The sequence below is a fragment of the Enterocloster bolteae genome (assembly GCF_002234575.2).
Classification (GTDB): Bacteria; Bacillota; Clostridia; order Lachnospirales; family Lachnospiraceae; genus Enterocloster; species Enterocloster bolteae.
The window spans coordinates 3788747-3811327 of record NZ_CP022464.2 but is presented as its reverse complement, the minus strand read 5'-3'; the positions used below and the strand labels follow the sequence as shown (position 1 = coordinate 3811327).

19 protein-coding genes and 1 other RNA gene are annotated in these 22581 nt (G+C 52.0%); 17 read left to right on the top strand and 3 right to left on the bottom strand.

The genetic code is table 11. The features are described from left to right. Positions 1-20: 20 nt before the first annotated feature. The 10 genes from CGC65_RS17845 (at position 21) to CGC65_RS17795 (ending at position 12558) form a co-directional block, all read left to right on the top strand. Positions 21-977: a TIGR03943 family putative permease subunit gene (locus CGC65_RS17845; protein WP_002564739.1), complete on the top strand. Its 957-nt coding sequence runs from the start codon at positions 21-23 to the stop codon at positions 975-977. Positions 978-1312: 335 nt separating this feature from the next. Beyond that, positions 1313-2311, top strand: a complete 999-nt coding sequence (locus CGC65_RS17835; RefSeq protein ID WP_002564738.1) for a LacI family DNA-binding transcriptional regulator — start codon at positions 1313-1315, stop codon at positions 2309-2311. Between the two features lie 405 nt (positions 2312-2716). Next, positions 2717-3724 carry a 3-dehydro-L-gulonate 2-dehydrogenase gene (gene yiaK, locus CGC65_RS17830; RefSeq protein ID WP_002564737.1) on the top strand — a complete coding sequence of 336 codons (1008 nt, stop codon included), beginning with the start codon at positions 2717-2719 and terminating at the stop codon, positions 3722-3724. A 42-nt stretch (positions 3725-3766) separates the two neighbouring features. Continuing rightward, on the top strand, positions 3767-5110 hold the full coding sequence (locus CGC65_RS17825) for a gluconate:proton symporter (protein ID WP_002564736.1): 1344 nt from the start codon (positions 3767-3769) through the stop codon (positions 5108-5110). Between the two features lie 16 nt (positions 5111-5126). After that, positions 5127-7256, top strand: coding sequence for a hydantoinase/oxoprolinase family protein (locus CGC65_RS17820; protein ID WP_002564735.1), 2130 nt, complete (start codon positions 5127-5129; stop codon positions 7254-7256). 34 nt (positions 7257-7290) lie between these two features. Beyond that, positions 7291-8067 (top strand): hypothetical protein, encoded by a 777-nt coding sequence (locus tag CGC65_RS17815; protein WP_002564734.1) that lies wholly within the window; start codon positions 7291-7293, stop codon positions 8065-8067. A 1-nt stretch (position 8068) separates the two neighbouring features. Next, positions 8069-8524 (top strand): NanQ anomerase/TabA/YiaL family protein, encoded by a 456-nt coding sequence (locus CGC65_RS17810; RefSeq protein WP_002564733.1) that lies wholly within the window; start codon positions 8069-8071, stop codon positions 8522-8524. 108 nt (positions 8525-8632) lie between these two features. Further along, positions 8633-9493, top strand: coding sequence for a patatin-like phospholipase family protein (locus CGC65_RS17805; RefSeq protein WP_002564732.1), 861 nt, complete (start codon positions 8633-8635; stop codon positions 9491-9493). Between the two features lie 484 nt (positions 9494-9977). Further along, positions 9978-11687, top strand: coding sequence for a DEAD/DEAH box helicase (locus CGC65_RS17800; RefSeq protein WP_002564731.1), 1710 nt, complete (start codon positions 9978-9980; stop codon positions 11685-11687). Positions 11688-11778: 91 nt separating this feature from the next. Continuing rightward, positions 11779-12558, top strand: a complete 780-nt coding sequence (locus CGC65_RS17795; protein WP_002564730.1) for an alpha/beta fold hydrolase — start codon at positions 11779-11781, stop codon at positions 12556-12558. 10 nt (positions 12559-12568) lie between these two features. On the opposite strand, the gene CGC65_RS17790 is transcribed toward CGC65_RS17795, so the two are convergent. Further along, positions 12569-13663 carry a DUF362 domain-containing protein gene (locus CGC65_RS17790; protein WP_002564729.1) on the bottom strand — a complete coding sequence of 365 codons (1095 nt, stop codon included), beginning with the start codon at positions 13661-13663 and terminating at the stop codon, positions 12569-12571. 206 nt (positions 13664-13869) lie between these two features. Here CGC65_RS17790 and ybaK point away from each other — a divergent pair, with 206 nt between their 5' ends. The 5 genes from ybaK to CGC65_RS17765 all read left to right on the top strand — a co-directional run bounded on the left by ybaK (position 13870) and on the right by CGC65_RS17765 (position 18789). Then, positions 13870-14337 (top strand): Cys-tRNA(Pro) deacylase, encoded by a 468-nt coding sequence (gene ybaK / locus CGC65_RS17785; protein ID WP_002564728.1) that lies wholly within the window; start codon positions 13870-13872, stop codon positions 14335-14337. Between the two features lie 106 nt (positions 14338-14443). Beyond that, positions 14444-14860: a cytidine deaminase gene (gene cdd / locus CGC65_RS17780; RefSeq protein WP_002564727.1), complete on the top strand. Its 417-nt coding sequence runs from the start codon at positions 14444-14446 to the stop codon at positions 14858-14860. 1 nt (position 14861) lies between these two features. Next, positions 14862-16205, top strand: coding sequence for a pyrimidine-nucleoside phosphorylase (locus CGC65_RS17775; RefSeq protein WP_002564726.1), 1344 nt, complete (start codon positions 14862-14864; stop codon positions 16203-16205). 74 nt (positions 16206-16279) lie between these two features. Continuing rightward, a non-coding RNA gene (gene ssrS / locus CGC65_RS17770) (6S RNA) lies at positions 16280-16456 on the top strand. 59 nt (positions 16457-16515) lie between these two features. Continuing rightward, positions 16516-18789 carry a SpoIID/LytB domain-containing protein gene (locus tag CGC65_RS17765; RefSeq protein ID WP_002564725.1) on the top strand — a complete coding sequence of 758 codons (2274 nt, stop codon included), beginning with the start codon at positions 16516-16518 and terminating at the stop codon, positions 18787-18789. A gap of 80 nt (positions 18790-18869) precedes the next feature. Here the strand turns inward: CGC65_RS17765 and CGC65_RS17760 are convergent, their stop codons facing one another. Then, positions 18870-19598 carry a 3D domain-containing protein gene (locus CGC65_RS17760; protein ID WP_002564724.1) on the bottom strand — a complete coding sequence of 243 codons (729 nt, stop codon included), beginning with the start codon at positions 19596-19598 and terminating at the stop codon, positions 18870-18872. A gap of 272 nt (positions 19599-19870) precedes the next feature. Next, positions 19871-20440, bottom strand: a complete 570-nt coding sequence (locus CGC65_RS17750; protein ID WP_002564723.1) for a 3D domain-containing protein — start codon at positions 20438-20440, stop codon at positions 19871-19873. A 376-nt stretch (positions 20441-20816) separates the two neighbouring features. Between CGC65_RS17750 and hrcA the strand changes: the two genes are divergently transcribed. Both hrcA and grpE read left to right on the top strand, forming a co-directional pair. Then, complete coding sequence (gene hrcA / locus CGC65_RS17745; RefSeq protein ID WP_002564722.1) at positions 20817-21869, top strand: heat-inducible transcriptional repressor HrcA; 1053 nt, start codon at positions 20817-20819, stop codon at positions 21867-21869. An 18-nt stretch (positions 21870-21887) separates the two neighbouring features. Then, the gene (grpE, locus tag CGC65_RS17740; RefSeq protein WP_002564721.1) at positions 21888-22550 is read left to right on the top strand and encodes a nucleotide exchange factor GrpE; all 663 of its coding nucleotides are present in this window, start codon (positions 21888-21890) and stop codon (positions 22548-22550) included. Positions 22551-22581 lie beyond the last annotated feature (31 nt).

Below are 22581 nucleotides of genomic sequence, written 5' to 3'. Positions count from 1 at the left end.
TTGGATAAGGGGAAACAGACATGGCTTATGAGATAGAAGACGATATTATGCCTTTGTTTTTAATCAATGGCTTTCTGGAGGCTGGCAAGACCCAGTTTCTGGATTTTACCATGCAGCAGGATTACTTTAAAACAGAGGGAAAGACCCTTCTCATTGTGTGTGAGGAAGGCGATACGGAGTATGACGAGAAAAAGTTAAAGAAGAATAAGACGGCAGTGGTGTTTGTGGATGACATGGAGAAGCTGACCCCCCAGTATCTCAATGAACTGGAGGTTATCTACCAGCCGGAACGCGTGCTGATGGAGTGGAACGGCATGTGGAACCAGGATGATTTAAAACTGCCGGATGACTGGACCATTTATCAGCAGATTACCATTATTGACGGTTCTACCTTTGAACTCTATGTGCAGAACATGAAGCCACTTCTGGGGGCCATGCTGCGGGGATCGGAGCTGGTTATCGTGAACCGGTGCGACGGGATTGGGGATGACAAGCTGACCGCGTACCGCAGGACCATACGGGCCATGAGCCGGGAAAGCGAGATTGTCCTGGAGGACAAGGAAGGGGAAATCGAACAGGCTGCCCTGGAGGAGGATCTTCCCTATGACCTTGGCGCGGATGTGATTGAAATTAAGCCTGAGGATTACGGTATTTGGTATATTGACTGTATGGACCAGCCGGAGCGCTATAAGGACAGGGTGGTGGAATTCACTGCCATGGTTCTTAAAACTCCTAAATTCCCCAAGGGCCAGTTTGTGCCTGGCCGCATGGCCATGACATGCTGTGAGGCGGATATGACGTTTCTGGGCTTTATGTGCAAATGGCCGGAAGCGGAGGATTACAAGACAAAACAGTGGGTGAAGGTCCGGGCAAAGGTAGGTATTGAATACCAGAAGGATTATCACGGCGAGGGGCCGGTCCTTTATGCCGAACATGTGGAACGGGCGGAAGAGATAAAGGATGTTGTGCAGTTTTAGGAAAGATAGTTTACAGTTATGGGACATGCCTTAGGGCGCTAAAAAACAGCAGCAAAACGTGTTGCCCTGCATGGGAGGGACGCGGCGGGCTGCTGTTTTTCGTATAACATGCTTCGTATAACATCTCATTCCATTGCCAAATCCATTGTCGATTTCATCGCCAATTCCATATGTGGTTCTATATCCATTACGCAACCTGTCAGAACCCTCTGGATTTTATCTTGCAAAATCCGGAAAAGTCCATTACAATATAGAGAAAGGGCTTTCACGAAAAAAGCAGGAGCAGAGCAGGGGATGAAAGCACAGAAGTGTAAAGGAATAAAAGGGGTGAAGGGATGAATATTTATGACATTGCAGCCGAGGCAGGGACCTCTATCTCCACTGTTTCGCGGGTGCTCAACAATAAGGGAAATGTGAATCCCAAGATAAGGGACAGGGTGGAGGCCGTTCTTAAAAAGTATGACTATAAGCCCAGCGCCATAGCCAGGGGCATGGTCTCCAAAACCATGAAGAATATTGCTATCCTGACAGTGGATGTGCGGGTGACGCATTATGCCAGGATGATATATGTGATTGAACAGGAGTTCAGCAATCTGGGATATAATGTTTCGGTGTGTAATACAGGCGGGTCCATACAGGAATGCGACCGGTATTTCGAGATACTGTCAGAGAAACAGACAGACGGAATTGTGCTCATCGGCTCTGTATTCAATGAACTGATAAATTATCCTGAGATTACTGCCAAGATAAAGGATACACCCGTAGTCATTGCCAACGGACAGGTAAAGCTGCCTAATTTTTATTCAGTCCTGGTGGATGACACAAAGGCAATCCGCATGGCTTCGGATTATATGTTTGACCATGGGCGTATGGACTTATTCTATGTTTTTGATATTGCCACAGACAGCGGCAGGGCAAAACGGCAGGGATTTTTAGAAGCCATGAAGCTGAGGGATGTACCTGACGGAAACGACCGGGTGGTGATTGTGGATGAAAGCAGCCTAGAAGGGGGAAGGGATGCCGCCAGAAAGATTCTTGCCGCCGGCCGGCCTGTCAACGGGGTGGTGTGCGGCGAAGACATCACGGCCATCGGACTCATGAAGGAATTTAAGGAAAGGGGATACCGGGTGCCGGAGGATATAGCCATTACCGGCTGCAATAATTCGCCGGATTCCAGAATATGCGAACCTGAGCTGACTACCCTGGACAACAAGCCGGAGCTTTTGGGCGGAATGTGCGCTTCCCTGCTCAGGGACAGGATGGAAGGAAAGGAGTCGGCCACAAGCGTGGCCATCCAGCCGGAGCTGGTGGTGCGCGGTTCTGCGTTATTCTGAAAGATTGGGTAAGACAGCACGCCATTGTGCCGGTGCCTGCGGATATCAGGCGCCCTGCCGGCGTATGCCCTGGCGGTATACGGCCGCTCCTTGGATAAGCTGAGGTGTGCATAGGGCTGTGTATAAAACAATAGAAAAGCGCTTTTTTTGAATTGGAGTTGGAAAAAACAAAGATATTTTGTTCCGGCTCCTTTTTTGTTTTGCGAAATCAAGAAAACGCTTTTATATAAAAATGTAAGTGGGATTATAATACACAAAAAATATGGGATTATATAGTGCATATTGTATAAAATTAAGAGATTAAATACTTTTATATTGACATAAACCTAGTTGATGTTATAATGGTGTCATGAGAAAGCGCTTTCTCAAAAAAGAGAGAAAGCTCATATAAAAGGAGAGAGAGCCATGAGAGTAAAGTATGAGGATTTATTAGAGAAGTTCCAGAGGATTTTAGAGAGCAGAGGTTTTTCAGGAAAGCATGCAAAGGACGCGGCCACCGTATTTGCAAACAACAGCCTGGACGGCGTATATTCCCACGGTGTGAACCGCTTCCCCAGGGTGGTGGAGTATCTGGATAAGGGAGAGATTGATTCCGCCGCCATTGCAACCTGTGAATCCTCCATGGGAGCCATTGAGCGGTGGAACGGACACAGGGGATTCGGCCCCCTCAATGCAAAGCTGGCCATGGACCGGGCTGTGGAGCTGGCAAGGGAGTACGGCGTGGGCGTGGTGGCCCTTGGAAATAATAACCACTGGATGCGGGGGGGCAGCTACGGCTGGCAGGCAGCGGACAAGGGATGCATCGGTATCTGCTGGTCCAACACCATGCCCAACATGCCTGCCTGGGGCGGAAGGGACAGAAAAATCGGAAACAATCCATTTATCATGTCCATCCCCAGAAGCAACGGAAAACACGCTGTCATTGACTGCGCCGTATCCCAGTTTTCCTACGGAAAGATAGAGGAGGCAAAGCTTAAGGGACAGCAGCTTCCGGTTCCCGGAGGCTATGATACAAAGGGCAACCTGACCACGGACCCGGCTGAGATTGAGAAAACATGGAGGGTGCTTCCCATGGGATACTGGAAGGGCAGCGGCATCTCCATTGCCCTGGACCTGATAGCGACGGTTCTGACAAACGGCAATTCCGTCAGCAGGATTGGCACCTTTGGGGACGAGGTGGGACTGAGCCAGATTATGATAGCCATTGACCCCTTAAGATTCAACACGCCGGAGGAAACGGACTCCATCGTGGATGAGATTCTGGCCGACATCAAGTCCTCAGAGCCAATCAGGGAAGGCGGGGAAGTGTATTATCCGGGAGAACTGGAACTCATCACCAGAGAGACCAATACAAGAGACGGAATTCCGGTCATTGACGAGGTGTGGGAAACGCTTAACAGCCTTGAGCGCTGAAGCACAGAGCTAAAATAGCAATATAGAGGGGAGATTTAACTTATGGAATATATCATAGGAATACTGATTTTAGCATCGTTCTTTGGCCTGGCCGTCTACGCGGCCAGGGGCGGAAACCTGATGATGGGAATGCTGATTATGGCCATTCTCTGGACCATCCTTCCCATGACAGGCAACCTTCTGGCGTCTAATCCTGAATTTATCGCAGCCAATGGAGACAGCATACGGATTACATGGATACAGGCATTTTCCAAGGTGTTCCAGAGCGGCCCGGAGGGCTGGGGCTCAGTGCTGGTAAATGTAGTGTTTGGGGCATGGTTCGGCCGGGTGCTGTTAGAGACAGGCATCGCAGCCACCCTTATCCGCAAGACCACGGAGCTGGGCGGCGACAAGCCCGCCGTCACCTGTATCCTTTTGTGCATTGTTACGGCTGCCATATTTTCCTCCCTGTTCGGGGCCGGCGCAGTGGTAGCTATCGGCGTTATCATCCTTCCCATCTTCATGTCCCTGGGAATTCCCAAGGTGCTGTCCGTTGTATCCTTTATGCTGAGCATCGGAGCGGGAATGTTTTTGAACCCTGTACTCTTCGGACAGTACACCGCGTTCTTCCTGGACGGGGACGGCAAGGTCCTGTACCCCTATGAGCAGTATGTGAAATGGGGCGGCATTGCACTGGCCGTACAGCTGGTATTTACCATTATACTGATTCTGTTCTGCATGAGAAAAAAATCGGTCCATTCCTGGGCAGCCAGAAGGCCGGTACGCCAGAAACTGGATTTTGCTCCCACACCGTCCCTGCTGACGCCCTTTATCCCTGTATTCCTTTTAATTGTGTTCAAGGTGCCCATTATCATGGGCTTTCTGATCGGCGGCTTCTATGCGTTGTTTGTATGCGGAAAGCTGAAAAGCTTCCGGGCTGCCTGCAGAACCTTTAACAAGGACTTCTTTGACGGCGTGGTGGATACGGCTCCCCTGGTAGGCTTCCTGCTGGTGGTTCCCATGTTCAACAAGGCGGCTGAACTGTGCATTCCATATTTCAACGCGCTATTGGGAAATATCATTCCCCACAGCACCTTATTTATCACCATTATTTTCTGTGTGCTGGCGCCCCTTGGAATGTTCAGAGGACCCTTTACCCTTTACGGCTGCGGCGCGGCTACCCTGGGCATTTTAAAGGGCGTGGGCTTTGAGGTGGCCTTCCTGGCTCCCCTGATGATTGCCGCCACCACGGTTATGAACGTGTCCTGCTGCATCACCCAGTCATGGATTGTATGGGGAATCAGCTACGCAAAGGTATCTACCAAGGAATTCTTAAAGATGAGCGTGGTGTGCGGCTGGATTATCTGCTGCATCCTGCAGATTATTACATTTATCATGTTTGGTTAACGGGAGGAGAAGAAACATGGGAAACAGACTGGTGAGAATGGGAATCGACGTTGGAGGAACCCATACAAAGGCGGTAGCGATTGACAACGCCACACATGAAATCATAGGAAAATCTTCTGTCAAGACCACTCATGATGACAGGTACGGGGTGGCGGCCGGCGTGGTGAAGGCATTTCAGAACTGCTTAAGGGAAAATGATATTGCCCCTGAGGATGTTATTTTCGTGGCCCACAGCACCACCCAGGCCACCAATGCCCTGATTGAAGGCGATGTGGCCTGCGTGGGCGTGCTGGGCATGGGGCCCGGAGGCATGGAAGGCTTTCTGGCAAAGCATCAGACCCGCCTTAAGGATATCGACCTGGGATCCGGCAGAAGCATAAAGATAAAGAACCGTTATCTGAGCGACAGTGAAGAGGACGAGAATACGGTCAGGAAGGCGGTTGAGGAGCTTAAAGCGGAGGGCGCCCAGGTGCTGGTGGCGTCAGACGCTTACGGGGTGGACGACATTGCCGGGGAGCAGTTTGTGTTCGAGATTGCCCATGACGAGATGGGCATGGAGACAACCGTTGCCTCGGACATTACCAAGCTCTACGGCCTGACCAGACGGACCAGGACAGCTGCCATAAACGCCAGCATTCTGCCCAAGATGCTGAACACGGCCAATTCCACGGAGGAGAGCGTGCGAAAGGCCGGCGTGGAGGTGCCTCTCATGATTATGCGTGGAGATGGCGGCGTCATGGAAATCAATGAGATGAAGAAGCGCCCGGTGCTGACCATGCTTTCCGGTCCGGCTGCCAGTGTTATGGGATCCCTTATGTACCTGAGGGCATCCAACGGCGTGTATTTTGAGGTGGGTGGAACCACCACCAATATCGGCGTTATCAAGAACGGACGCCCTGCCATTGATTACTCTGTGGTAGGCGGACACAGGACCTATATCAGCTCCCTGGATGTGCGGGTGCTGGGCGTTGCAGGCGGAAGCATGATTCGGGTGAACAAGAGCGGCGTCCACGATGTGGGCCCACGTTCCGCGCATATTGCGGGACTGGATTACGCCGTATTTACAGATGAGGAAGAAATCGTGGAGCCCCGGCTGGAATTCTTTTCTCCGAAGGAGGGAGATCCGGAGGATTACGTGGCTATCCGCTTAAAGAGCGGCAAGCGCATCACCATCACCAACAGCTGCGCGGCCAATGTGCTGGGACTGGTGACGCCCAAGGACTTTTCCTACGGCAGCGTAAATTCGGCCAGGAAAGCCATGCAGCCCATTGCCGATTACCTGAACACCACGGTGGAGGATGTGGCTTCCCAGATTCTTACCAGGGCCTATGAGAAGATCGAGCCTATTATCATGGAGCTGGCTGACAAGTACCGCCTGGAGCATGACCAGATATCCCTGGTGGGCGTGGGCGGCGGCGCCACATCCCTGATTGGGTTCTGTGCCAATAAGATGAATATTAAGTACAGTGTGCCTGAAAATGCAGAGGTTATTTCCTCCATAGGCGTGGCTCTGGCCATGGTCCGCGACGTTGTGGAGCGGGTGGTACCCAACCCCACGCCGGATGATATCAGAAGCATCAAGCGGGAGGCAGTGGACAAAGCAGTGGAGAGCGGGGCAGCGCCCGGATCCGTGGAGGTCCACATTGAAATTGACCCGCAGACCTCCAAGCTCACTGCCATTGCACTGGGCTCCACGGAGGTCAAGACAACGGACCTTCTTAAGGAGTGCAGCGAGGAGGAGGCAAGGAACCTGGCGGCGGAGGATTTAAGGTCCGGGCCGGAAGAGCTGAACCTGGTGGGCCAGACGCCTAACTTCTATGTCTATAATATGGAAAGCAGGGGCCGAAAGCCACTTCGTATCCTGGATAAGAAGGGATTTATCAAGGTGCAGAGGACAGACGGGGAAGTGGTTCTTGCCAAGGCATCTTCCTACCGGAGCATTGTTTCCAGAATGTGGGAAGAAATGGCCATTTTCAAGGCAGATGCCATCCTGCGGCCCGACTACTATCTGTGTGTGGGCGCCAGAGTCATGGACTTTAACGGCACAGGGGAGCTGGAGCAGATTCTCATGCTCATGGATGTGGAAATGCAGATGGTGGACCCGTCGGAAGATATTGTGATTGTCGGAGCAAAGAATCAGTTGTAGAATAGAAGGGGACAGGCGCAGAGGAGGTTTTTCCATGAAGAGAGAAGACGGCAGAAAGCTGTTCCGGGCTTTTTTGGGAAACAGCAGGGAAACGGCAGGGGAACAAAGGGCCATGATGGAGCAGATGGCGGTTCCATCTAGGGAGAGGTCCCTGTATTCCATGGTGGAACACCTGCTGTCCCTGGACGAGACAGCCTGGTACCTCTATGCCTGGTCCAGGGACCCGCTGGAAGGCAGGTTTTCCAGGGAACAGAAGCTGGCATATGGCTTTCGGGCGGCAGAGTGCGGGCGAAATGAGGCGCAGCTGATTCTGGGGAAGACAGATGTCTGGGATATTGCTGCCGGCATGGGGCTTAAGGTTTTAACGCCCCAGGTGCCGGGGGGCGGCGGGCATGTGATTTTTGCCCAGTATCAGGAACCGGATTCCATTACCATTTTTATGGACGGCGCAGAGCGGGCGCAGAAGCTGATTCGGGAAGAAAAGCTGGAGGGGCTTCTGGGCAACAGGGCAGTGGAGGACGTGCTGCTGGCCCATGAACTGTTCCATGTGACGGAGTACAGGAAAAAGGATTTCATATTTACCCAGACAGAAAAGGTGGAGCTGTGGAAGAAGCCGTTTTCCAACCGTTCCAGGATACTGTGTCTGGGAGAGATTGCGGGCATGGAGTTTGCCCGCTGCCTGACAGGAATCACCTTCACCCCATATGTCCTGGATGTGCTGATGATGTACGGCTATGACAAAGAGGCGGCCACGGCCCTCTACGAAGAAATCGCGGCGTTTGCCGGAAACGGCGAAGGAAAGGAAGGTTGACATGCTGACCACAAGTATTGATTTAATCCAGAAATACGATTACCTGGAGGACAAATTCAAAAAAGGCTATGAGTTCTTAAGAAACACGGATTTAAAGGCGCTGCCCCTGGGCCGTGTTGATATTGACGGGGATGAGGTATTTGCCTCGGTGCAGGAGTATACCACCATGCCGGCAGATGCATGCAGGTATGAATCCCACGATCTGTATTTTGATATACAGTATGTGGTGGAGGGCCAGGAGCGGTTCGGCTACACAAAGCGGGCAGGGCTGGAAGAGGAAGCGCCTTATAATGAAGCGGATGATATCGTGTTCTTTAAGGAACCGGAGCAGGGCGGCGCCGTTCTTTTAAAGGCCGGGGACTGCGCGGTGGTGGCTCCTGAGGACGCCCACAAGCCCAGATGTATTGCAGGTACTCCCTGCAAGGTGCGTAAGATTGTAGTGAAGGTCAGGGTTTAGGAATAAACTATATTTCACCTACTTCCCTCTGTCATATCCGGATGTGCCAGTGCATATGTACCTATTACCGGTACGGCATTGACACAGGATAGGGCGGAGGGATTTATTATGGGATATGGATTGGCACTGGCAGGCGGCGGAACCAGGGGGGCAGCCCATGTGGGGGTGCTTAAGGCCCTTATGGAGGCGGGACTGCGCCCGGATGCAGTGGCAGGAGCCAGCGCAGGGGGAATTGTGGCAGGACTTTTTGCCTCCGGAATGTCTGTCTCCCGGATGGAGCAGGCAGTGCTTCATCTGGAGAAACACGGAGGCGAGTATCTGGACCCGGATTACAGCGGCCTGCTGGCATTTATGCCCCAGCTGCTGACGGGAAAGGGCGTAAACCTGTCCGGTCTTATTAAGGGAGATAAGCTGCAGGACTATTTTTTTCAGATGACCGGCAGGAAGCATATGGACGAGGCTGTGTTTAAGTTAGTCATACCGGCAGTGGACCTGATTAGCGGAAATACCATCTGCTTTACAAACAGCGACCAGGTAAGGGAGATGGAGCACGTGACATGGGAGTGGAACGGATATCTCTGTGAAGCCATGATGGCCGGAGCCAGCGTGCCTGCCATATTTGCGCCCAGAAAATTGGGGAGGTATTTTCTGGTGGACGGAGGCGTTACGGATATTCTCCCGGTCAACCTTCTGCAGGCAGCCGGTATCCGGGATGTGCTGGCAGTGGACATCGGAGGGGATTACGAAGCGCCTTCGGACCACAGCGTTATGGAGGTGGCTTCCCACTCCTTTTCCATTATGAGCGGCCGGCTGAAGGATTGCGCCTCCACAGGTGAGGTGCTGCTGCTGAAGCCGCCCTTAAGCTCCAAGGCAGGCCTTCTGACCTTTGAACTGATGGGGGAATGTATGGAACGGGGGTATGAGTACACCAGGAAAATGCTTCCGCAGATACGCAAAGTCCTTAATTGAATGAGAAATTGTGTGAAAACAGCTGCTTTAATCCTGCGAAAGTCTGGTAAATTCATGAAAAAATCAGGCCGGGACCGTGAAAAATGCTTCATTCGGGCATTTTCACGGGAACCGGCCCTGAAATTGATATAAAAATCTATAACCCCTCCATTGACACTGACTTTTATATCTGTTATAGTTAATAACCGTACGAAGCGAGAGGATGAAAGGCCCGAGACGTGCCTGTTTACCCCTCGTTTTTTTGTTCGCGTGGAGGACTTCGTTTCACGAAGAAACTAATAAATTGCGGTGCATGGTATGACGTATGCGTAGCCGGTGCGGTATCTGGCCGGGGGCTTTGGAAGGCCTGCTTGGGGGTCCGGGGGAAATGTCCTGGAAACAGGCAGACGGATGCGTGGCAGCGGAGTCAGGGAATATGCACAAGGCGGCCTGCCGGAGGCTCTTTTATATGGGACGGCAGAGGAAGAAAGGATATTAACTTTATATGGAGACAGTTAAGTTTGACGAGTTACAATTAGACGAGCGGATTATCCGCGCCATCACAGAGATGGGATTTGAGGAGGCATCACCGATTCAGGCTCAGGCCATTCCGGTAGCCATGGAAGGCCGTGACATGATTGGCCAGGCACAGACCGGAACAGGCAAGACAGCTGCATTTGGTCTGCCTCTTCTTCAGAAGGTGGACCCGAAGGTGAAGAAGCTTCAGGCTATCGTGCTGCTTCCTACCAGGGAGCTGGCCATCCAGGTGGCGGAGGAAATGCGCCGTTTTGCAAAGTTCATGCACGGTGTGAAGGTGCTGCCTATATACGGCGGCCAGGATATCGTAAAGCAGATCCGTTCCTTAAAGGACGGAACACAGGTTATCGTGGGAACCCCGGGCCGTGTCATGGACCATATGAGAAGAAAGACTGTAAAGGTGGACCATGTCCTCACCGTAGTGCTGGATGAAGCGGATGAGATGCTGAACATGGGTTTCCTGGAGGATATGGAGACTATTTTAAGCCAGCTGCCTGAGGAGCGCCAGACCCTGATGTTCTCAGCTACCATGCCCCAGGCCATTGCGGAGATTGCCAGGAAGTTCCAGAAGGACCCGGTGACGGTCCGGGTGATTAAGAAGGAACTGACCGTGCCTAAGGTGACCCAGTATTATTATGAGGTTAAGCCGAAGAATAAGGTGGAGGTTATGAGCCGTCTGCTGGATATGTATGCGCCGAAGCTTTCCATCGTGTTCTGCAATACAAAGCGTCAGGTGGATGACCTGGTGCAGGAGCTCCAGGGAAGAGGTTATTTTGCGGAAGGCCTTCATGGAGATTTGAAGCAGGTCCAGCGTGACCGTGTCATGGACAGCTTCCGGAACGGCCGCACCGACATTCTGGTGGCCACGGATGTGGCTGCAAGAGGTATAGATGTAGGGGATGTGGAAGCAGTGTTCAACTATGACATTCCCCAGGATGACGAGTACTACGTGCACCGTATCGGCCGTACCGGCAGAGCGGGAAGGGAAGGAAAGGCATTCAGCCTTGTTATGGGCAAGGAGGTCTATAAGCTCAGGGATATCCAGCGTTACTGCAAGACTAAAATCATTCCCCAGGCCATTCCGTCTTTAAATGATATCACGGAAATCAAGGTGGAGAAGATTCTGGACCAGGTTCAGGAGGTGTTAAATGACACGGACCTGACCAAGATGGTGAACATTATTGAGAAGAAGTTAATGGAGGAGGATTACACCTCCATGGATTTGGCAGCTGCCCTTCTCAAGATGAGCATGGGAGATGAGAGCGAAGACATCATCGACAGCTTTGAGACAGCCCGTTCCCTGGATGAACTGGACAGCTTTGGACGTGGAAGCAGCCGCGGCAGAGGCCGTGAGCGCAGCGCCTACGGAAACCGACGCAAGGGAGCAACAGACCGCGCTGCTGTGGATTACGTGCTGGGCGAAGGGGATGAGAAGATGGCAAGACTGTTCATCAACATCGGCAAGGCCCAGAGAATCACCCCAGGAGACATTCTGGGAGCAGTTGCCGGAGAGTCGGGAATTCCGGGACGCATGGTGGGAAGCATTGACATGTACGACGGATATACCTTCGTGGATGTGCCCGGACGCTATGCGGACGATGTGCTGAAGGCCATGGCCCATGCCAAGATCAAGGGAAAGAATATTCACGTGGAAAAAGCCAATACTAACAGAAGATAAGAGCGGGACTTACAGTCCCGTATAACCACAGCCCGGCAGGACTTCTATCTGCCGGGCTGTGCCTGTATTTACATTTTACCGGAGGTGTGATATGGTGAAGGTCAACAGGAAGGAGGCTGAGCCGATGAAGGAAGGATATGTGGACAACCGTTTTGCGTCTCTTTATTATAAGGAAATGGGACAGGGTATGCCTCTCATCATGCTCCACGGCAATGGTGAGAGCCACGAAATATTTGCCAGGCTGTCTGAGCTCATGAGCCGGTATTACAGGGTGATTCTCATGGACAGCAGGGGCCACGGGTCCTCTCTTATGAAAGAGGAGGCGGCCGGAGGAGATCTGACCATCCCGGATATGGCAGCGGATGTGGTTCAGGTCATGGAATTCCTCCATGTGCCCAGGGCGGTGATACTGGGCTTCAGCGACGGGGCAAATGTGGCCCTGGAGACAGCCAGCTGCTATCCGGGGCGTGTGTCCGCCGTGGTGGCGGTCAGCGGAAATGCCCTGCCCAGAGGCATGAGCGCAGCCTCGCTCATGGAGGTGAAATTAAAATACGCCCTTTGGCGCGGTCTGGAAAAGGTGCCGCTGCCCCGGGGCGTGAGGGAAAGGGCTGTGAAAAGCCGCCAGCTGTTAGGCCTTATGGCCAGATGGCCCAGGCTGGACAAGGATAAGCTGTCCTGTATCCAGGCGCCCGTCTTGATTCTTACGGGCCGCAGGGATATGATCCGCCCCCGCCACTCTCTGTGGATGGGAGAACAGATTCCCGATTCAAAGGTGGTGTTTGTCAAAGGGGCGGACCATTTTACCCTCCTAAAGAAAGAAAAGGCATACGGGGCCCATATCATGGCCTGGCTCAGGCAGCGGGGACTTTAAGGAAACGGGCTTATTTCCATTGGGTGCTCAAAAAGTCTACGATATCCGCTGCTTTAGGGGGACAGCCGCCCAGGGTTTTGGCAAAGCAGGAGGTACATTGTCCCACGCCGATGGCGCCATCCTGCCCCTTGTAGCCCTGGCCGATGCATACAGGAGGCAGGCCCTTCCTCAGATACCCCATGTCGTTCAGGCGGTCCAGGGCATATATAAGGGAGCCGTAGCAGGCACTGCACGCGTCTTCCGGGGCCGTGTAGGCAGCCAGGTGCTGTACGCGCCTGGTCATGCGGAATTTACTGTCGGCCTCTGTGGCCTGGTTCAGATAGATCATGTTGGCATGGGCTGTGTCCGTGCTTCCCACACCCAGTTTTTCGGCCATGGTTATGTAAGGCACGTCGTCCACTGAGTAACCCATGCAGTCGCATACAAAGGCATCGCAGAGCACCGGGTCTTTAAAGCCCAGCACACGGTTCATGACCACGGGATTGCCTCCCTCCTCAAAATCCAAATCACCGCAGATATTGTCCACCAGGATGAAGTCACTGCGGGCAATGGTGTTTAAGTGGGCAATGGGCTTGTGAAGCCCCAGGGTGTGGAAGCGGCGTTTTTCTGAATTGGGAATCACACCCTTGTTGTTTTTCAGGGCACAGGTTACGGTGGTTTGGCAGTGTCCCTTCAGCACCGGCATGTTAATCATGTAATCCACGGCAGCTGCTTTATCGCACAGCTTGATTTTCATGCCTGCTGCATCGTATTCCTTCCAGGTATCGCGCTGCAGGTCCACGAAGGGGACGCTGTACCGGCTGCAAACCTGATGGTATCCCGCGGCCTGGAAAGCGTCTTCCGTGTGGTCGCCAACCCAGGATCCCTCCATGATGGTGATGTTTTGAAAGCCGTGTTCCCGGAGGTATTCTATGACACCGGCCAGCAGCTCACTGTGGGTGGTGGCTCCGCTGGAGGGCGCCTTGGCAGTTACCAGATTGGGTTTTAATGCAATCTTTTTATTCACATCACCGATGTCTGCCGCCACGCCGGCCTGTTCCAGGACCCGCTTGGCCATGTTCTTGTAATCTGTTCCGTGTATGATGATGATATCATTCTTTTCCATATATGAGATTTCCTTTCCTGCCGTTTGCGTATTTATTTCCCATTATAACCGTATAATATTACTTTGTGAATACTCCATTCCACTTTCTTTTAAACGTTTAAGGGAGGCTGTTTTGGGTTTGATTGACGGGCAGCGGAAAAAAGAGTATGATATTCCTGAAACATGGTCCGCAGGGAAAAGCGGGCCGGTTAAAAGGAGTGTTTGGTATGGTTAAGACAAATGTAATGCGTCTTCTGGACGCAGCCCGTATAGTGTATGAAACAGGTACCTATGAAGTGGATGAAAACGACCTTTCCGGCAGCCACGCCGCAGACCTTATGGGGGTGGACCACGACAGGATGTATAAGACCCTGGTGCTGAAAGGTGAGAAAAAAGGATATCTGGTGTGCTGCATTCCTGTGGATGAGGAGCTGGACCTTAAGAAGGCTGCCAGGGCAGCGGGGGAGAAGAAGGTGGAGATGATTCACGTAAAGGATATGTTTGATATTACCGGCTACATCCGCGGGGGCTGTTCTCCCATCGGTATGAAGAAACATTTCCCTACTTATATAGAAGAAATGGCTCAGCTATACGACACCATCATGGTCAGCGCAGGCCAGAGAGGCGTGCAGGTCACCCTGTCCCCGGAGGATTTGAGAAGCTATTTGCAGGGGCAGTTTGTTTCCCTTGTTTAAGGGGCTGGCTTATATTATAATGGTAGCAGAACAACAGGCCGGGGCCGGGCTGGAGGCAGTATCCGAAGGTCCGGTCCCTGGCCCGGGCAGAAGGAGGAGGGGGAATTTGGAGAGAGAATTATTGATACAGACAGCCCTGGACGGTCTTGGGCGCTCCTATGCACCGTATTCCCATTTTCATGTATCGGCAGCCCTGCTTTGCAGGGATGGGAAGGTGTACACAGGCAACAACATTGAGAATGCAGCCTACAGTCCCGGCATCTGTGCGGAGCGGTGCGCTTTTGCAAAGGCGGTGAGCGAGGGCGAGAGGGAGTTTGAGGCCATTGTCATATGCGGAGGTCCAGACGGAAAAGCAGGGGATTACTGCCCGCCCTGCGGCGTGTGCCGGCAGGTCATGCGGGAGTTCTGTAATCCGGACTCATTTTGCATTATCCTGGCTAAAAGCGCGGAGGAATACAGGGAATATACCCTGGCCCAGCTGCTTCCGGAGAGCTTTGGACCTGACCACTTGGGAGGTGCGTGATATGAGAATGTATGACCTGATCGAAAAGAAAAAGCGGGGCGGTTCCCTTTTGACGGAGGAGATTGCCTATATGGTGCGCGGATTCGTGGCAGGAGACATTCCTGATTATCAGATGTCGGCCATGCTGATGGCTGTTTATTTTAAGGGCATGGATGACCGGGAGATAACGGACCTGACCCTGGAGATGGCGCATTCCGGGGACATGGTGGATTTGTCGCCTATTGAGGGAATCAAGGCGGATAAACACAGCACCGGCGGCGTGGGGGATAAGACAACCCTGGTGACAGGCCCCATTGTGGCTGCCTGCGGCGTCAAGGTGGCCAAGATGAGCGGACGGGGCCTGGGACATACCGGCGGGACCGTGGATAAGCTGGAGAGTATTCCCGGGTTTAAGACTGCCATACCAAGGGAAGAATTCTTCCGCATTGTCAATGAAAACGGCCTGGCTCTTATCGGTCAGTCGGGCAACATGGTTCCGGCAGATAAAAAGCTTTATGCCCTGAGGGATGTGACGGCCACCGTGGACAGTATTCCCCTTATTGCCTCCTCCATCATGAGCAAAAAACTGGCGGCCGGCAGCGACTGCATTGTCCTGGACGTAAAGACGGGAAGCGGCGCCTTTATGAAAACCCTGGAGGACTCCATCAGCCTGGCCCGGGAGATGGTTTCCATCGGGACTCTGGCCGGCCGGCGCTGCTGTGCCCTCATCACCAATATGGACGTACCTCTGGGCCATGCCATCGGCAATTCCCTGGAGATGGAAGAAGCCATTGAGACCCTGAAGGGCCGCGGACCAGAGGATTTGACCTGCGTATGCCTGGAACTGGCTGCCAATATGCTTCACATGGCAGGCAGGGGGGATATGGAACAGTGCAGGAAGATTGCCCAAGGCGCCATGGAGGATGGGAGCGCCCTTAAATGCCTTAAATCCATGGTTGAGAGCCAGGGCGGGGATGGCCGTTACGTGGAAAATCCTGGACTGTTTCATAAGGCGCCTCTCAGCCGGGAAGTGAAGGCTTCTGAGACCGGCTTTATCACCCATATGGATACAGAGGGAATCGGAGTGGCCTCTGTGATGCTGGGGGCAGGCAGGAATAAAAAGGAGGATACCATTGATTACAGCGCAGGCATCCTTCTGGAGAAAAAATATGGAGACAGTGTGAGAGAGGGAGAGACCATAGCAGTCCTTTACGCCTCTCATGAGGAACTGTTTGGACCGGCAATGGAAAAATTTCTGGCTTCCTGCACCCTGGGGAAACAGATGCCGGAACCGGAGCCCCTTATATTTGCAAGGATTTCTGACGCGGGTGTGGAAAGAAGGACCATTGAGGAAAAAATTCCATAAATGTTCAGAAAAATCAACTTGAAAAACCCAAGTCTTTGGGGTATAATAACACCAGATAAAAGAAGTGGAACTGTAATTTCCTGGGGTGTTCGATACTCTTACCAATTTTGAACCTACATTAGACAAAAGGGATTCCAATATTTTTAAGCGGATGTCAGGCCTCCGTAGAGTGGAAGGCAGATGTTTAAGTGAGGTTGCCCACCTAGCATTGCTAGGCGTCAATAAGTAAGAGACGGCATTCTGGGGTTACACATGATAAAAGCAGCGGTTACCCCGCTGCTTTACTTCGTTTACAGGAGCTGGACCGAATATGAAGAACAGGATGATTGCATGGGTAAGCGGCGTGGTGCTGGTGGTGGTCACGTTGATGGTGATAATAGTAAAGCTGGAGCCGCCCAGGGACGGAATCATAAGGGCACAGGCAATGAAGGCCATGGCTCTGGCCCTTACGGACAAGGAAGAGTGTGAAAAGAGGGCCAAGGAGCGGGGAACCTCCCATTTTTCCGCAAAAGAAAAGGACAACTGGTTTGTCAAATACATGGATTATCTCTACGACGAGGGCTATCTGGACCCGGAGCTTACGCCGGCTTCCCTGGCCTCAGCCCAGGGATATCTTACATACGCGGAGGCTGCATACATGGCCGGCCAGGTGTCCGGCAAGCTGAAGCTTCAGGCCGGTTCCACCAGAAACAACCGGGACCAGGCATTTCCGGAAGAGGACTGGTGGCAGCTGTACGGTTCCATTCTGAAGGAGACTGACCCGGAGGGGAAGGTGGAGGAGATGGAGGCCGTGCTCTACGGCACCCCGTCCAATCTTGACCAGGCTGAGAGTTGGACCGCCTATACCACGGTTGGCAACTTTGGATTCCAGGGACTTGCCCTGGACGCGTTCCTGGACTGTGAGATACGGTTTCTGGCCAGGAGCGGGGAGATGATTACATCCAGCCTTGTGTCCAGAAACGTGGTCTATGAGAATGTCTGGCTGGCTGAAAGCGACGGCAGGCATTTTAAGGCGTATCTGGGTACGGCCTACCGGGAATTCCCGGTGAGCGCCAAGCTTGGCGGGGAGGACGGGATGGCCGGGAATCTGGCTGACCTGCACATGGAGGACGGCAAGCTGGTCAAAATCACTATGAAAAGGGACAGGTTAAGCGGCAAGGTGCTGTCCGTAACAGAGGATGCCATTGAGATAGAAGGTTATGGCGAGATTCCTCTGGCTCCTAATTTTCATGTATATAAGGTATACGGTGATTTTAAGGTGCTGAATGCGTCGGACATACTGGTTGGCTATAACCTTCAGGAATTTGTGGCAGCAGACGGAAAGCTGTGCGCGGCCCTTTTAGAAAGGGAATTTGACGCCAAGACCATCCGCGTCCTTCTGATGGACACCGGCTTTAAGAGTGTGTTCCACGCATCTGCGGATCTGGTGCTGGGAAGCGGCGCTGATTTGGAATATGAGAATGCCAAGGGAAAGATGGTGGGAGAGCGCCTGGAGGCAGGCACGCAGCTTACGGTTGGTCCTGACAGCCCTTATCTGGAATATGGGCGTATGATCATTACGCCGGATGAGCCGGAGGCAATCACCATCCGATCCATTGAGCGGAGCCAGGGCACGCCGGTTTACAGCGGAAGCCTGGAAATCAAGGGAACACCGGAGGGGCTGGTTCTTGTCAATGATTTGTTTTTGGAGGATTACCTGACAAAGGTAGTGCCCAGCGAAATGCCGCCGTCCTATGAGAAGGAAGCCCTGAAGGCCCAGGCCGTGTGCGCCAGGACCTATGCCTACCGCCAGATCCAGGGAAATACCTACAGCCAGTATGGCGCCCATGTGGATGACAGCACAAATTTCCAGGTCTATAATAATACTTCTGCCAATGATAAGTCCACCCAGGCTGTAAAGGAGACTTACGGAAAGATGCTGTTCTATGAGGATAAACCCATTGAGGCCTTTTATTTCTCCACCTCCTGCGGACGCACGGCAGATGCAGGCGTATGGGGCACTGACAGCGGAAAATACCCCTATCTGAGAGCCGTGGAGGTAAAAGAGGGAGGAAAGAGCCTGGGCAAGGAGGACAACGATGGCTTTGAATCCTATATCAAGAGGGAGGATGTGATTGCCTATGACACCTCCTACCCCATGTTCCGCTGGCAGACAGATCTTCCGGCCGATGTGGCTTCCGCCCAGATCAGCGGGGCGGGCCAGATACAGGATATGACCGTCACAGACAGAGGTCCGGGGGGCATAGCGGGCGAGCTTACAGTCACAGGGTCTGACGGCACCGTGACCATCAAAGGACAGTCTGCCATCCGATCTGCACTGGGAAACCCGTCCCTGATCATCACCAAGAAGGACGGGGGCACCATGACCGGAAGCGCCACCCTTCCCAGCGCCTTTATCGCCATTGAGAAGAGGACAGGGGAGGACGGAAGCCTTTCCTTCCATATATATGGAGGCGGTTTTGGCCATGGTGTCGGCATGAGCCAGAACGGCGCCCAGGGAATGGCAAAGACAGGAAAGGGCTACAAGCAGATATTGGACTTTTTCTACCATGGTACGGAACTGCGGGAGTGCAATGAGGGTTAGAGCCTGTTTGAACGTGAAAACGATAAACCGGAAAAAGAACAACCCGGAAAAGCCTTTATGGGCTTTTGCCGGGTTGTTCTTTATGATTGAACCAGATAGACCTCTGCGCTCTGGGTGCCGTGCTGGCGTGTCTCGGCATGGGTGTTGAAGAAGATGTCGATGTGATTGCCTCTGACAGCTCCGCCGCGGTCCTCCGCTGTGTAGACAACACCGTTAATCATCACCTTGGAACCGTAGGGAATTACCCGCGGGTCAACGGCAATGGTGTGGCCGGCCGTGGCCACTGCGCCGGTGCAGGTATGGCGTCCCCAGCCCTCGGAGCAGGCCCTGCACGGGCAATACCCTGTTGTCTTGAACACGCCCAGGGGAACCAGGTTCTGGGCCTGGGCAGCAGGGGTTTCCTGTTTGGCGTCAGGGTTGCCGTTGGTATAGGTTCTGGGGTTGGAAAAATCATTGTCTCCCACATAGCCTTCCACCAGATAAACGCCATCGGGCAGCGCGCTCCAGTCCATATTGAGGGTAAAGGCGTGACAGCCATTTCCCTTTCCGCTGCCGTAAAGCTTGTCGCTGTATTCCCCGGCTGTCATCCTCTGGGAAAAAACTTCCTCACCTGTATTTTTATCTTTGACGGATATCCGTACGTTAAGCGCATCATCAGGCGTACTGCTGTTGTAAGCCCAGCCGCTGATGGTGGTGCTGTTCACTGTTTCGAACCTTCCCTTTGGCGCTGCTGCAAGGGCTGTGATGGCAGTGGCCGCAAGCAGGCTGACGGTAAGAATGGTTCCGGTCAGTAAGTGTCTTAATTTCATGGTGTAATACCTCCTATTGCTCAAGTAATAATTAGAAAAAGATTTTTAACACATTAATAAATAATATGTAATACTTTTGTAATATATGAGCAATAAACAAGTTTTTATCATATTTTCTTCCTGTTGTCAAGGAAAAATATGGAAATAACACCACTTTTATCCATATACAGCTGAATTTTGGTAATAATTTCTGTCCCTGCGCTATCTTTTCCGGAGAAAGGCAAAAAATTACCAGGCTCATATGCCTGGTAGTTTTTTCCTTACATCATGCATCAATCCTGCACTAAAAATACCTCTGCAGTGTATGTACCTTTGGCCAGGGCCTCCTCATGGGAGCCGTAGAAAATATCGAGAATATTACCGTTTACAGAAGAACCTTTGTCCTCCACCGTGTAGACAGTACCGTCAACTTTCAGCCTGGTGCCAAGGGGAAAATAATCTAAATCAGCGGAAATAGTGTGGTTTGGAGTGGGAACCGTACCTGAAAAGGTAAGATTATGACCGCCGGAGCACTGTTCGCAGCCACAGTATCCTGTAATGGTAAAGCGTCCAAGTGATGTCTCCTTGGGGGCCGGAGCTTCCTCCTTCTCCTCCTTTTGGGCGCCTGGTCCCTGGGCTATGTATTCTTCTTCATTCATTACAGCGGCTCTGCGGCCTTTGGATTCCCGGGAAGCGGAAGTTTCCTGGATTTCCTGGGACGAGTCCTCAGACGTATCTGATGCACCGGCCTCCACTACGGTCACATCCATTCCCACAGGCTCGTCCGCAAATGCCGGAAAAGCCACCGTGAGGCTGAATGCAGCCATGGCTGCGGCCAGAAGGGTTTTCTTAAAGTAATGCATACAACGACCTCGCAATCTTATCATATTGTTATGGTTTTATATGGCTTATAAAGTTGTACCTTCATTATATTACAAAAATGTTACTTGTCAAGTTAAAATAATTAAGCAAGTGTTACAAGAGTATAAAAAGTGGAGAGAAAAAGCCTTGAATTTGGAGTGTTTATGTAAAAAGTGGAGGATGAATTCCAATATTTAGTTGATACTGAGAGGGAAATGGCACATGATGTGCCGGCAGGAAACGGGAGGCCTTAAATAATATGAAAAGAATTTGGATTTATCTCTTGACAAATGACTCCAGAAGGAATATATTATGGAATGTAGATGTTAGCACTCCCGAACGTTGAGTGCTAATAATAAAAGAAAGGAAGGTGAGCAGATGCCATTGGATGCACTCCTGGACGACAGGAAGGTGACTATATTAAAGGCCATCATCAAGACATACCTGGAAACCGGAGAGCCGGTGGGCTCCAGGACCATTTCCAAGTATTCAGACCTTAAGCTCAGCTCTGCCACCATCCGAAATGAGATGTCAGACCTGGAAGAGATGGGGTATATCGTTCAGCCCCATACCTCAGCGGGACGTATTCCTTCCGACAAAGGGTACCGGTTCTACGTGGACCAGATTATGCTGGATAAGGAGAGCGAGGTAACCGAGTTCAAGGAGATGATGGTCCAAAAGGTTGATAAGCTGGAACTGGTCCTAAAGAAGATGGCTCAGGTGCTGGCAGCTAATACCAACTATGCGACCATGATCAGCGGCCCCAGTTATCACAAGACAAAGCTTAAGTTCATCCAGCTTTCCAAGATGGAGAAGCATAAGCTTCTGGTGGTTGTGGTGGTGGAAGGCAATATCATTAAGAACACCATGATTGATATTGAGGATAATCTCAGCGACGAGGAGCTCCTTAACCTGAACATCCTGCTTAACAGCAGCCTGAACGGGCTGACCATAGAGGATATCAATCTGGATGTTATCAGCAAGCTAAAGGGCGATGCAGGCATCCACAGCCAGGTGGTGGATCTGGTACTTAACGAGGTGGCGGAGGCCATCAAGGCAGGGGAAGAGGACCTGCAGATTTATACCAGCGGAGCTACCAACATTTTCAAGTACCCTGAGCTTTCGGACGGCGACAAGGCCAGCCGGCTCATTGATACACTGGAACATAAAGAAGTGCTGCAGGAATTTGTGGCGGAAGTCAATTCCGGTACAGAGGAAGAAGCAGGCATTCAGGTTTATATCGGTGATGAGAGCCCGGTGCAGTCCATGAAGGACTGCAGTGTGGTCACTGCCAATTATGATTTGGGAGGAGGCCTTCGGGGAACCATCGGTATTATAGGGCCCAAGCGAATGGATTATGAAAAGGTTCTTGGGACTCTGCGCAATCTGATGAATCAGCTGGATACAGCATTTAAAAAAGATGAAAGGTGATAAGCTGTGAGTGAAGATATGAAAGACGAAGCGTTAAAAAAGGAAGACGAGGCCCTGAATACAGAGCAGGAAGCGGGAACAGAACAGACTTCTGAGGCCGGATCCGGGGAGGCAGGGAATACAGAGGCTGCCGCTGAGACCGGAGAGACGGCAGAAGATGTGCCGGAAGGCGCAGAGGAAGATACAGAGCAGGCGCCTGCCGCTGAAAAGGAAGAAAAAAAGGGATTTTTTAAGAAGAAGAAAGACCCCAGGGATGAAAAGATAGAAGATCTCACCGACCGGGTGAAACGTCAGATGGCGGAATTTGAGAATTTCCGCAAGCGGACAGACAAGGAAAAGTCCGCCATGTATGAGATGGGAGCCAAGGACATCATAGAGAGAATCCTTCCCGTCATTGATAACTTTGAGAGAGGCCTGGCAACCGTGCCTGAGGATGCAAAGGGAACACCCCTTGCAGAGGGTATGGAGAAGATATATAAGCAGTTCCGGAAAACACTGGAGGAAGCCGGCGTGAAAGCCATTGAAGCAGTAGGCCAGGAGTTTGACCCCAACTACCACAACGCAGTGATGCATGTGGATGATGAAAGCCTGGGAGAGAACATAGTGGCGGAGGAATTGCAGAAGGGTTATATGTACAGAGACAGCGTGGTCAGACACAGTATGGTAAAAGTGGCAAATTGACATTGGATATTTACTTAAATTCTCATAAAAT